This window comes from Dactylosporangium sucinum, assembly GCF_014647515.1.
Taxonomy (GTDB): Bacteria; Actinomycetota; Actinomycetes; order Mycobacteriales; family Micromonosporaceae; genus Dactylosporangium; species Dactylosporangium sucinum.
Window position 1 is genome coordinate 205,189 of the sequence record NZ_BMPI01000003.1, and the last position, 12,909, is coordinate 218,097.

General features: G+C 74.0%; 8 protein-coding genes. 6 read left to right on the top strand and 2 right to left on the bottom strand.

Features of this window, described 5'->3' with window-relative positions; genetic code table 11:
- Position 1 precedes the first annotated feature (1 nt).
- The 5 genes from IEZ31_RS03645 to IEZ31_RS03665 all read left to right on the top strand — a co-directional run bounded on the left by IEZ31_RS03645 (position 2) and on the right by IEZ31_RS03665 (position 10,671).
- Entirely contained in the window at positions 2–2,368 is a 2,367-nt protein-coding gene (locus IEZ31_RS03645) for a DUF5682 family protein (RefSeq protein ID WP_190248257.1), read from the top strand.
- A gap of 59 nt (positions 2,369–2,427) precedes the next feature.
- Positions 2,428–3,492 (top strand): VWA domain-containing protein, encoded by a 1,065-nt coding sequence (locus tag IEZ31_RS03650; protein ID WP_190248365.1) that lies wholly within the window; start codon positions 2,428–2,430, stop codon positions 3,490–3,492.
- Position 3,493: 1 nt separating this feature from the next.
- A complete protein-coding gene (locus IEZ31_RS03655) occupies positions 3,494–5,635 on the top strand; it encodes a YehQ family protein (protein WP_190248258.1) in 2,142 nt (713 codons plus the stop codon).
- A gap of 94 nt (positions 5,636–5,729) precedes the next feature.
- Positions 5,730–9,266, top strand: a complete 3,537-nt coding sequence (gene dnaE, locus IEZ31_RS03660; RefSeq protein WP_190248259.1) for a DNA polymerase III subunit alpha — start codon at positions 5,730–5,732, stop codon at positions 9,264–9,266.
- 22 nt (positions 9,267–9,288) lie between these two features.
- Positions 9,289–10,671, top strand: a complete 1,383-nt coding sequence (locus IEZ31_RS03665; protein WP_190248260.1) for a hypothetical protein — start codon at positions 9,289–9,291, stop codon at positions 10,669–10,671.
- Here the strand turns inward: IEZ31_RS03665 and IEZ31_RS03670 are convergent.
- Positions 10,657–10,917: a CBU_0592 family membrane protein gene (locus IEZ31_RS03670; RefSeq protein WP_229834097.1), complete on the bottom strand. Its 261-nt coding sequence runs from the start codon at positions 10,915–10,917 to the stop codon at positions 10,657–10,659. The two genes, IEZ31_RS03665 and IEZ31_RS03670, sit on opposite strands and share 15 nt — an antisense overlap.
- Positions 10,918–10,991: 74 nt before the next feature.
- Between IEZ31_RS03670 and IEZ31_RS03675 the strand changes: the two genes are divergently transcribed.
- Entirely contained in the window at positions 10,992–11,882 is an 891-nt protein-coding gene (locus IEZ31_RS03675) for a LysR substrate-binding domain-containing protein (RefSeq protein WP_190248261.1), read from the top strand.
- Here the strand turns inward: IEZ31_RS03675 and IEZ31_RS03680 are convergent, their stop codons facing one another.
- Entirely contained in the window at positions 11,883–12,908 is a 1,026-nt protein-coding gene (locus IEZ31_RS03680) for a coiled-coil domain-containing protein (RefSeq protein ID WP_190248262.1), read from the bottom strand. It lies immediately after the preceding gene.
- Between the last annotated feature and the right edge of the window lies 1 nt (position 12,909).

The window sequence follows — 12,909 nt, forward strand, 5'->3', positions numbered from 1 at the left end:
CATGGCCGTCACCTTCATCGGGGTCCGGCACCACAGCCCGGCCTGTGCCCGGCTGGTCGCCGGCACGATCGACCGCCTGCGGCCGGTCCATGTGCTCGTCGAGGGGCCGGCCGACATGAACGACCGCGTCGACGAGCTGCTGCTCGGCCACGACCTGCCGGTCGCGGTGTTCAGCGGCTACCGCGACGCCGAGCGGCACGCGGGGTCGTGGGCGCCGTTCTGTGCGTACTCGCCCGAGTGGGTGGCGCTGCGCGCCGGCCGCGACGCGGGCGCGCAGGTCCGGTTCATCGACCTGCCGGCGTGGCACGAGGCGCTCGCCGACCGGGAGAACCGGTACGCCGACGCCGAGCAGCGGTACGCGGACGTGGTCGAGCGGCTGTGCGTGGCGTTCGCGGTCGACAACGTCGACACGCTGTGGGACCACCTGTTCGAGATCGAGTCGACCGGCGAGGCACCGGACGGGCTCGCCGAGCGGCTCGCCGCCTACTTCGACCTGCTGCGCGGGGAGTCGGCGGCGAGCCGGGGCGACGAGACCCGCGAGGCCTACATGGCGCGCTGGATCCGCGCGGCGGCCGCCGACGCGGGCGACCGGCCGGTCGTCGTGGTGACGGGCGGCTTCCACCGCCCGGCCCTGATCCGCCTCACCGCCGGCGCTCAAGACGCCAAGGCCGCGGACGGCGGGGGCGGCGCAGGCGGGGGCGGCGACGCCGGCTGGCCCGCGGTGCCGAGCCTGCCGGACGGGGCGACCGGCGGCAGCTACCTGGTGCCGTACTCGTTCCGCCGGCTCGACGCCTTCGACGGGTACCAGTCGGGGATGCCGTCGCCGGAGTATTACCAGCGGCTGTGGGACGCCGGGCCACAGCGGGCCGCCGACGACCTCGTGCAGGCCGTCGTCGGCCGGCTCCGGGAGCGGCGGCAGCGGGCGTCCACGGCCGACCTCGTCGCGGCCCGGGCCGCGGCCGCCGGCCTGGCGCTCGTGCGCGGCCACCGCCACCCCGGCCGCGCCGACGTGCTCGACGGGCTGGCGGCCGCACTCGTCCACGACGCGCTCGACGAGCCGCTGCCGTGGGCCACCCGCGGGCGGCTGCGGGCCGGCACCCATCCGGTCGTCGTGGAGATGGTGGCGGCCCTCAGCGGTGACCGGGTCGGCCGCCTGCACCCGGACACGCCGCTGCCGCCGCTCGTCCACCACGCCGTCGCCGAGCTGGAGCGGGAGGGGCTGACGCCGGGGGGAGCCGAGCCGCACGGGGCGGGACGGCGGGGTGCGGGCGGCGGCGGTACCGTCGCGATCGCCCTCACCTCGGCGGACGGACTGCGCCGCAGCCGCCTGCTGCACCGGCTGCGGGTGCTCGGCATCCCGGGCTTCCAGCGGCTGCGCGGGCCCTCGACCGGCATCGATCCCGTCCTGGAGGAGGAGTGGGCGGTCGCCGACCACGAGCACCGGCTGGTCGCGCTCATCGAGGCGGGTGGCTACGGCGCGACCCTCGAAGAGGCGGCCACGGCGGTGCTGGCGGAGCGTCTCACCACCGGACGCGGCGACACCGAACGGCTCGCGGGGGCGCTGTTCGACGCGGCCCTCTGCGGCACGGACCAGGTCTCCGAGCGGGTCCTGCGCGACCTCGACCAGGCCGTCGCCGCGGCGGCGCAGCTCGACGGGGTCGGCCGGCTCCTCGCCGTGGTCCTCGCGCTGTGGCGCCACGACGGGCTGCTCGGCACCGCGGGCAGCGCGGCGCTCGCGGCCGTCGTCGCGGCCGCGCACCAGCGGGTGCTCTGGCTCGCCGAGGGCGTGCGCGGCGGCAGCGCACCGGCCGAGCCGGCCCGGATCGACGCTCTCGTCGCCGCGCGGGACGCGACCGTCCACGCGGGGCGCGCGCTCGGCCTCGACCGGGAGGCCGCGCTCGCCGTCATGGACCGGATCGCGGCGGACCGCGAGGCGCCGCCCGACCTGCGGGGCGCCGCGTTCGGCTTCGCGTGGTCGGTCGCCGGCGCGGCGGACCCGGAGCGGACCGTGCGCGGCGCCGGCGGACCGGCGGTGGCCGGCGACTGGCTCGCCGGCCTGTTCGCGCTGGCCCGGGAGGAGGTCCTGCACGCCGACGGGGTGCTGGCCGTCCTCGACGAGCTCGTGTCGGGGCTGGGCGACGACGACTTCCTCGTGGCGCTGCCGTCGCTGCGGCAGGCGTTCGCGTACTTCCCGCCGCGCGAGCGGGAGGTGCTCGCGACCCGGCTGCTGGAGCGGCGCGGCCTCGGCGGCACCGGCGTCCCGGGCCGCGCCCTGCTGCGGGTCGGCGCCGACCCGCAGCGCATCGCCGCCGCGGCCGCGCTCGAGGCGCGGGTCGACGCGGCCCTGGCCCGGGAGGGACTGCTGTGACCCCCGACCCGTCGCTGGAACGGTGGCGGCTCGTCCTCGGCGAGCCCGCGCAGGGCGCGATGGCCGGGCAGCCGCTCGGCGCCGAGGCGGCGGCCCGCGACGCCGCGCTCGACTGGCTGTACGGGCGCGACGAGGAGCAGCGCAGCCGCGGCGTCCGCTCGCGGCACGGCGGCGACGGCCCGTCCGTCGTCACCACCGTCGACTGGCTCGACGGGATCACCCGCCTGTTCCCGCGCGAGACGGTGGAGCGGCTGCAGCGCGACGCCGTCGAGCGGTACCAGATCCACGACGTGGTCACCGACCCGGCCGTGCTGGCGCGCATCGAGCCGAACCCGACGCTGCTCAAGGCGGTGCTGCGCACCAGGCACCTGATGGATCCCGAGGTGCTGCGGCTCGCCCGGCGGATCGTCGAGGCGGTCGTGCGGGACCTCGTCGAGCGGCTCGCGACCGAGGTGCGGCAGGCGTTCAGCGGGGCCCGGTCGCGCAACCCCAGCCGGTTCCGGGTCGCCCGCAACTTCGACATCCGCCGGACCCTGCGGGAGAACCTCGCGCACTACCGGCCGCAGGAGCGCAAGGTGTACGTCGAGACGCCGTACTTCGTCGCCCGCACCCGCCGCCACCTCGACCGCTGGCAGGTGATCCTGCTGGTGGACCAGTCGGGCTCGATGACCGGCTCGGTCATCCACTCGGCCGTCACCGCCGCGTGCCTGTGGGGCCTGCCGGGCGTGCGCACGCACCTGGTCGCCTTCGACACCGACGTCGTGGACCTGACCAGCGACATCGACGACCCGGTGGAGCTGCTGATGCGGGTCCAGCTCGGCGGGGGCACCGACATCGCCCGCGCGGTCGCGTTCGGCGCCCAGCTGATCGAGCAGCCCCGCCGCACGATCGTCGCCCTGATCAGCGACTTCTACGAGGGCGGCGACCCCGGCCGGCTCGTGCGGCTGGTCCACGAGCTGGTCGAGCAGGGCACGAAGGTGCTGTGCCTGGCCGCGCTGGACGAGGAGGCCGCTGCGGACTTCGATCGCCAGACGGCCCAGCGCCTGGCCGACGTTGGAGCCGCCGTGGGCGCCATGACCCCGGGCGAACTGGCCGCCTTCGTGGCCGAACAGGTGGGCGGATGAGGTGGCTGTGACCACGCGGGACGACCTGTTGGCGCTGACGCCGGACGCATTGGCGGCGCTGAGCAACCGGGGTTTGGTGAAGCGAGCGGCCCGCGAGGCGGAGGCGGCGCCGCCGCGGATCGAGGTCGGCGCGGACGGGACCGTGAGCGGGGAGTTCCCGGACGGGCCGGTGGCGCGGCTGCCGGCCGGCGGTCTCGATCGGGGCGTGTGTACCTGCGGGGCGTCCGGGGTCTGCCGGCACGTCCTCGGCCTGGTCCTGGCATACCAGCGCGGCGCGGCCCAGCTCACCGCGCCCGAGGGCGGGGCGGCCGGGGAGGAGCCGGCGCCGCGCGCCGGCGGGGACGAGGTGGCGGCGCACGCCGGCGGTGTGCCCGAGCGTGAGGCAGCCCAGGGCTTCGTGGCGTGGTCGCCCGGCGCGTTCACGGACGCGATGCTGGAGGAGCGGATCGGGGTCCGGTTGCTCAACGCGGCTCGGCGGGTGTTCCGGGCCGGGTACGTGGCCCGGGTGCACCGCCCGTCGCTCGCCGACCCCGTGCCGCGGGTCGAGCTGGCCACGGCCACCGTGCGGTTCCTGGTGCCGCACGATCTCGGGTTCGTGCACACCGACGCGGCGGCCGGGGCCCGGGACGACGTGCTGGCGCTCGCCGTCTGGGCGTTCAGGGCCGCCGACGAGGGCGCCGCCGACGAGGGCGCCGCCGACGAGGGCGCCGCCGACGAGGGCGCCGCCGACGAGGGCGCCGCCGCCGGGGCGGGCAGCGTCGACGACAACGCCGCCACCGACGTGCAGGTCGAGGTCGGGGGGACCGCCGGCGACGCGACGCTCGACGGCGGCGCGGACGCGGCGCTCGAAGCCGCCGTCGGGCTGGCCGACGACGTGCTGCTCGGCGGGGCCGTGCAGCTCGGGGGCGGGGTCGACGCCGCGGTCGCGCGGGTGCGCCAAGGGCTCGACCGGGCCGGGCTGCGGTGGCCGCTGCTGGCCGTGGTGGAGCTGGCCGAGCAGCTGGCGGCGTACCGGGGGCGGAGCACGCGCTACCGGGCCGAGGACGTGGCGGGGCTGGTCGCCGAGCTGCACGCGCGGCACCGGGCGGTCCGCAACAACGGCGGGAGCCCGCGGGCGCGGGTGCTCGGGACCGAGGAGGCGGCCGAGACGCCGATGCGGCGGGCCCGGCTCGACGCGCTCGGGTGCCGGGTGTGGTCGGGCGCCGGGGATCCGGGGCAGGAGGAGCGGCGCGGGGTCGACGTCTTCTTCGCGCACGCGGACAGCGCGACCGTGCTGGTGCTGCGGCGGGAGTGGGAGACGGACGAGGACGGGCCGGCGCTCGGGCGGCGGCGGGTCGGCGGGGCGTCGCTCGCGCAGCTCGCGGCCGGGAACGTCGTCACCGAGTCGGCGGTACGCAGCGCGAGCCGGCGGGTCCGGCTGGCGCAGTCGCGGGTGGCGAAGACCACGGTGACGGCCTCGGCGGGGCGCTGGGAGGGGCTGCCGGGCGTGCTCGTGGTACGGGATCTGCGAGCGCTCGCGGCGGACCTGGACCGGCTGCCGCCGCGGGTCGTGCGGCCGCGGGTGGAGGCCGAGCTGGTGCGGGTCGTGGCGGTCGCCGAGGTGCGGGAGATCTGGTATTCGCCGGGGGCGCAGCGGCTCGCCGCCGTGTTCGCCGACGAGCAGGGCGCCACGGCGACGATCACGGCCACGCACCACCCGGCCGCGCCGGGCGCGCTGGACGCGATCGCGGGGACGCTGCGTGACGGCGCGGTGCGGTTCGTCAGCGGGAGCGTCCGGCGGGCCGGGGGCGGGGTCGTCGTCGAGCCGCTCGCGTTCGCCGTCGAGGGCGGGGTCGTGGTGCCCGACCTGGCCGGGGCGGGGAACGGGCCGGCGGTCGTGGGCGGTGGCCCGGCCGGCGACGCTGTCGACGGGGCGCTCGGGCTGCTCGCCGAGGTGCCGCACCGGGGGCTGACGCACCTGCCGGGGGCGTTCCGGGACCGGCTCGCGGGCGCGGCGGACGACCTCGCCCGGGAGGGCTTACCACGGGCCGCGGGGGCCGTGCTCGCGTTCCGTGACGGGCTCGGGCCCGACCCCGGTGCGGCGGCCGTCACGGCCTGGGTCGACGCCTATCTGCGGTTGCTCGTGACCGCCGAACTGCGTTGAGTGACGTGCGTGTCGGGCTCGCCGGCCCGGCCTGACGAGGCGATAGGGTAGTCCGCCGGGAAGCCGGAACCGACACAACTCCAGGAGGCGCAGCATGGCTGACTCGTTCGTGCATCTCCACGTGCACACCGAGTACTCCATGCTCGACGGGGCGGCCCGCCTCAAGGAGATGTTCGCCGAGGCCAACCGGCTCGGCATGCCCGCCGTCGCGATCACCGACCACGGGAACATGCACGGGGCCTACGACTTCTACACCAAGGCCAAGGCCGCCGGCGTCACGCCGATCCTGGGCGTCGAGGCGTACGTGGCACCCGAGTCGCGGCTCACCAAGCAGCGCATCCGCTGGGGCCGGCCCGACCAGAAGGACGACGACGTGTCCGGCTCGGGTGGGTATACGCACAAGACCATCTGGGCGCGCAACCGGACCGGCCTGCACAACCTCTTCCGGCTCAACTCGCGAGCGTCGATCGAGGGGCACTTCGTCAAGTGGCCGCGGATGGACGCCGAGATCATCGCCGAGCACGCCGAGGGCCTGATGGCCACGACCGGCTGCCCGTCGGGCGAGGTGCAGACCCGGCTGCGGCTCGACCAGTTCGACGAGGCGCTCAAGGCCGCCGCGAAGTACCAGGACATCTTCGGCAAGGAGAACTACTTCCTCGAGGTCATGGACCACGGGCTCGACATCGAGCGGCGCGTGCGCGAGGGCCTCACCGAGATCAGCAAGCGGCTCGGCATCCCGCCGGTCGTGACGAACGACTCGCACTACACGCACGAGACCCAGGCCGAGGCGCACGACGTGCTGCTCTGCGTGCAGACCGCGTCGAACGTCAACGACCCCAACCGGTTCAAGTTCGGCGGCTCGGGCTACTACCTCAAGTCGGCCGACGAGATGCGCGCCGTGGACACGTCCGACCTGTGGCAGCAGGGGTGTCGCAACACGCTGCTCGTCGCCGAGAAGGTCGACACGAGCGGCATGTTCGAGTCGCGCAACCTCATGCCCCGGTTCCCGGTGCCCGAGGGCGAGACGGAGGAGTCGTTCTTCCGGGCCGAGGTCTGGCGGGGCATGCAGCGGCGCTTCCCGAACGGCTATGACGAGGAGCACCGCCAGCAGGCCGAGTACGAGGCCGACATGATCGTGAAGATGGGCTTCCCGGCCTACTTCCTCGTCGTCTCCGACTTCATCCTGTGGGCCAAGAACGAGGGCATCGCGGTCGGGCCGGGGCGTGGCTCCGCGGCCGGCAGCCTGGTCGCCTACGCGATGGGCATCACCGACCTCGACCCCCTGCCGCACGGCCTGATCTTCGAGCGGTTCCTCAACCCCGACCGCATCTCGATGCCCGACATCGACATCGACTTCGACGAGCGCCGGCGTGGCGACGTCATCCGCTACGTGACCGAGAAGTGGGGCGATGACCGCGTCGCCCAGATCGCCACCTTCGGTACCATCAAGGCCAAGGCGGCCATCAAGGACTCGGCGCGGGTGCTCGGCTTCCCGTTCGCGGTCGGCGACCGGATCACCAAGGCCATGCCGCCCGCGGTGATGGGCAAGGACATCCCGCTCACCGGCATCTTCGACCCCAACCACCCGCGCTATTCCGAGGCGGTGGAGTTCCGCCAGCTGTATGACAGCGACCCGGACGTCAAGAAGGTCGTCGACACCGCCAAGGGCCTCGAGGGCCTCATCCGGCAGACCGGTGTGCACGCCGCCGGGGTCATCATGTCCGCCGAGCCGCTCATCGAGCACGTCCCGCTGATGCGGCGCGACGCCGACGGGGCGATCATCACGCAGTTCGACTACCCGACCTGCGAGACGCTCGGCCTGCTGAAGATGGACTTCCTCGGCCTGCGCAACCTGACGATCATCGACGACGCGGTCAAGAACATCGAGCGCAACCACAACCGCAGGGTCGACCTGCTGTCCCTGACGCTCGACGACAAGGCGGCCTACGAGCTGCTGGCCCGCGGCGACACGCTCGGTGTGTTCCAGCTCGACGGCGGCCCGATGCGGTCCCTCCTGCGGCTGATGAAGCCCGACAACTTCGAGGACATCTCGGCGGTCCTGGCGCTGTACCGGCCCGGTCCGATGGGTGCCAACAGCCACACGAACTACGCGCTGCGCAAGAACGGGCAGCAGGAGATGATCCCGATCCACCCGGAGCTGGAGGAGCCGCTCAAGGAGATCCTCGGCCCCACCTACGGGCTGATCGTGTACCAGGAGCAGGTCCAGCGCGCCGCGCAGAAGCTCGCCGGCTACACGCTCGGCCAGGCCGACCTGCTGCGCCGGGCGATGGGCAAGAAGAAGAAGGAGGTCCTGGAGAAGGAGTTCGTGCCGTTCCGCGACGGCATGCGCGGCAACGGGTATTCCGACGAGGCGATCCAGAAGCTCTGGGACGTGCTCGTGCCGTTCGCCGACTACGCCTTCAACAAGGCCCACACCGCCGGCTACGGCCTGGTGTCGTACTGGACCGCCTGGCTCAAGGCCAACTACCCGGCCGAGTACATGGCGGCCCTGCTGACCAGCGTCGGCGACGACAAGGACAAGATGGCGCTGTACCTGTCCGAGTGCCGCCGCATGGGCATCGAGGTGCTGCCGCCCGACGTCAACGAGTCGGCCGGCCCGTTCACCCCGGTCGGCAACAACATCCGCTTCGGCCTCGCCGCCGTGCGCAACGTCGGCCACAACGTCGTCGACGCGATCGTGCGCTGCCGCCGCGCCGCGCCGTACAAGGACTTCCACGACTTCCTGAGCAAGGTCGACGCCGTCGCCTGCAACAAGAAGACCGTTGAATCCCTGATCAAGGCCGGCGCGTTCGACTCGATGGACCACCCGCGCCGCGGCCTGCTGGCGATCCACGCCGACGCCATCGACGCCTACGCCGACATCAAGAAGAACGAGGCCATCGGGCAGTTCGACCTGTTCGGCGACGCGTTCGGCGCGGCCGACGAGAGCGGCGGCGCGGGCGCGGTGATGACCCAGCCGATCCCGCAGATCGAGTGGGACAAGCGCGAGCTGCTCACCTTCGAGCGGGAGATGCTCGGCCTGTACGTGTCCGACCACCCGCTGTTCGGTCTGGAGTCGGTGCTGTCGAAGGCGGCGGACACCGCGATCAGCAGCCTCTCCGAGGAGGGCGCGGTCCCCGACGGCGCGGTGATCACCCTGGCCGGCATGCTCACCGGCGTGCAGCGGCGGATCACCAAGCAGGGCAAGCCGTGGGCGTCGGCGACGCTGGAGGACCTGGGCGGCGCCGTCGAGGCGCTGTTCTTCCCCAACACGTATGAGCTGGTCGGCCAGTACATCGCCGAGGACGCGATCGTCGTGGTGAAGGGCCGGGTGGACCGGCGCGACGAGACGCCCCGGCTGATGGCGATGGACCTGTCCATCCCGGACGTGAGCACCGCCGAGGAGAACCGGCCGGTCGTGCTGTCGCTGCCGGCCAATCGGTGCACCCCGCCGCTCGTCGACCGGCTCAAGGAGATCCTGGTCAACCACCCCGGCAAGGCCGAGGTCCACGTCAAGCTGCTCAATGGCTCCCGGGCCACCCTGCTGCGCCTCGGGCCGTACCGGGTGGACAACACGACCGCGCTCAAGGGTGACCTGAAGGCGCTGCTCGGCCCCAACAGCTTCTCGTAGCCCGGCACGGTAAGGTCGGCGGGTGCACACGCACGCCCTTGCCGCCGACCTGCGCCCGCGCCGGTCACTGTGGCTGTCCCGGCGTGCCCGCTGGACCGTCGCGATCGTGCTGGCGCTGGCCGTCGTCCTCGCCGTCGGCCTGGTCGTCTACCGGCTCAACCAGCAGCCGTATGCGTTCGACCGGCTCACCCGCGTGTCGGCCGTCGGCTACGAGGCCGGCGGCCAGGGAACGACGGACGCGACCCGGGCCTACCTCGACGGCAGCCGCGCCTTCATCGGCCACCCGACCGGCGGCGGGCGCTTCGACCTGCGGGCGGTCGACGTCGAGGAGCCCGGCAAGCCGATCTGGGTCAACTCCTCGCTCACCGAGGTCGACACGTTCCGCGGCGCCCGCGGCTCGGTCGAGGTCACCAGCCGGCCCGACAAGGACGGCCTCCGCACGGTCACGCTGCTCAACGCGTCCAACGGGGTCGCGTTCGCGACGTTCGAGGTGACCGTCCGCGACGTGTGGGTGCTCGTCGGCAAATACTTTCTGCGGTATCGCGACAGCGACCACAAGCTGACGATCGCCGACGTCGGCACGGGCAAGGAGATCGCCGCCCTCGACCAGCCGGGCGGCCCGCGCAGCTGGTGGCTGGTCGACAACTGGAGCGGCCAGCAGGTCCCGACCTCGGTCGACGGGGTGCAGCTCGACGAGCCGTTCACCGTCGACCCGCACATCGTGCGGGCGACCCCCGACCGCGGCCTGGAGGTGGTCGGCCTCGCGACCGGCAAGGCGCTCTCGGCCGCGACCGGGCTGGCCGGCCCCGACGACCTGGTGTACCCCTTCGACGAGCAGGTCTTCGTGGCCGACCGCGTGAGCGGCCAGGTGCGCGCCTACGACCGCACCGCCCTCGGCAAGCCGCAGTGGAGCTGGTCGTCGCCGGAGGCCGGGTCGCGGCCGACGTTGCTCACCGTGTGCGGCGAGCGGCGGGTGTGCGTGGGGGAGGAGCACCACGTCACCGCGCTCGACATCCGCACGGGCAAGGTCGACTACCGGCTCGCCGCCGACCACGCCGGGCACCTGGTGCCGGTCGGCGACCGGGTGATGCTGCGGCAGGGCACCGGCGACGGGAAGCGCTCGTCGCTCGTCGACGCCGCCGGGAAGATCGTCACCAGCTGGCCCGGCACGCAGGCGGCCCGCCTCGACGAGGGCAGCTACCTGCTGTTCCCGCTCGAGGTGCCGGCCTCCGGGCCGTTCCCGTGGACCGGCGTCCAGGCCGGCAACGCGCGCTCCCGCCAGCTCGGCGACCTCGACGTCCGGCTCGACTCGTGCACCTGGAGCCACAAGTACGTGGCCTGTGCGGCGCCCGGCGAGTTCGTCTTCTACAAGGTGCGCACGCCGTGGTACTCAGGCCGGCTGTGAACGGGCGCGGGCCAGGCGGAACACCGCCACCCCGCCGATACCGACCCACACGACGTTGAGCACGGCCGACGGCCAGGCGCCGTTGACGGCCGAGTTCAGCGCGAGGGCGAACGCGCCGGCGATGTTCATCGCCTGGAAGGTCACGCCGTCACCGGCGACGCGCTTGGCGGAGACGAGAGCGTAGGCGGCGACCAGCGCGGCGGCGCCGGCCCAGCCGATCACGGACACGAGGAGTTGCAGGCTCACCCGAGCATGGTCGCATGCAGTTCAGCTAACGTGCGAGCGAGGATTTCTACAGTACACCTTAAGCGAGGCTCAACATGGAGCTCGACCCGCGCCGGCTCCTCGTGCTCGCCGCCATCGCCCGCCGGGGCACCCTCGCCGGGGCGGCCGCGGCGCTGCACGTGACGCCGTCGGCCGTCTCGCAGCAACTCGCCCAGCTGGAGCACGCCGTCGGCCGGCCGCTGGTCGACCGCTCGGGCCGCCGCGCCGAGCTGACCGCCGCCGGCCGGGTCCTCGCCGCGCGGGCCGAGGCGATCGAGCAGCAGCTCGCCGAGGCCGAGCGGGAGCTGGCCGCGATGGCCGGCCGGGCCGCGGGCCGGGTCCGGGTCGCCGCGTTCTCGACGGTGATCCAGCACCTGCTCATCCCGGCGATGGCCGGCCTGGCCCGGGACCACCCGGATGTCGTCTGCTCGATCACCGAGCTGGAGGGCGAGCCCGCACTGCGCGAGCTGCGGCTCGGCGGGCTCGACGTGACGATCACCGAGCGGGACGCCGGCCTCGGCCTGGAGACCCGGCGCCAGGTCTCGGTGGTGCCGCTCGCCGAGGACCCATACCGGGTCCTGGTGCCCGTCGGCTGGCCGCCGGTGAGCGGCTACGGCGACCTGGCGGAGCGGCCGTGGATCGCCGGCCCGCCGTCGTCGACCACGGGACAGGTGCTGGAGCGGCTGGCCCGGGAGCGCGGCTTCACGCCGCGGCGGGTGCACATCTGCGTCGACTACCCGGCGGTGTTCGCCCTGGTCGCGGCCGGGCACGGGGCGTCGATCGCGCCCGACCTGGCGCTGCGGGCCGTCGACCGGTCGCGGGTGCGGGTCACCGACCTGCCCGGGGCCGGGGCCCGCCGCCTCGACGCGGTCGTGACGGCGGGCCGGGCCGGTCAGCCCGCGGTGGAGGCCCTGCTGGACGCCCTCCGCGGCGTCGTGCCGACGTAGCTAGTAGATCGACATGTGGACGTGGTTGGTGTGGTCGGAGCTGGGGTCGCCGTTGCCGCTGTTGTATGCGTGCCAGCCGGCGGCCGGGGTCCAGATCTGGCGGAACCAGATCACGTACATGACGCCGAGCGCGGTGGCGTTGCGCACCAGCCAGGTGGCCAGCTGCGTGCCGTACTCCTTCGACGCGCCGGTCGCCACCCCGCCGAAGCCGCTCGTGTCGGCCGCGAAGTCGCACGCCCGGCCCTTCGGGTGCTCGTACGGCTCGCCCGGCGGTCGCCAGCACGACACGAACCGCTTGAACCCGGCCTTCTGCACCTGCTGCAGCGCGTGCAGCGTGCGCGGGGTCAGGCAGCCCGTCGTGGTCGGGTCGTCGGTGCTGCACGACTCGGCCGGCCACGACCCGTCGGCCCGGCGCGGCGCCGGCTCGGCGTTCATCGCCGGCGCGTTGCCGCTCGTGGTGGTCGCCGTGTCGAGGCCCTTCTGCGCCGCCTTGTTCTGCGCGGCCGTGAGCGCCTGCTCGACCTCGGTCTTCTGCTTCGCCATCACCGCGAGCTGCGCCTGCTGCTTGCTCACCTCGGCATCGATGGTGGCCTTGGTACCGCCGAGCTGTGCCCGCAGCGACGACAGCTCCTTGAGCTGCTGGGCGTGCTGCCGCGCGATGACCTCCAGGATGCTCACCTTGTCGGCGAAGATCCCCGGGTTGGCGCTGTCCAGCAGCGAGGACGCGCTGCGCAGCCCGCCCCCGTTCTGGTACGCGGCGACGGTGATGGACTGCGTCTCGTCGCGCAGCTTGTTGTACCGCGGTTCCAGCTCCGCCTGCTGGGCCGAGAGCCCGGCCTGGCGCTGCTGGGACGCGGTGAGTGCGTTCTGCGCGTCGATGTACGCCCGGTTCGCCGAGTCGAGCTTCTGCATGAGCTCGGCGGTGCCGCCCTCGTCGCCGGGCGTCGGCGCGGCGGAGGCGGCGGTCGGTGTCAGCAGGATCGCCAGCGCGCACACGGCAGCGACGATCCACGGAGGTTTGGCCATA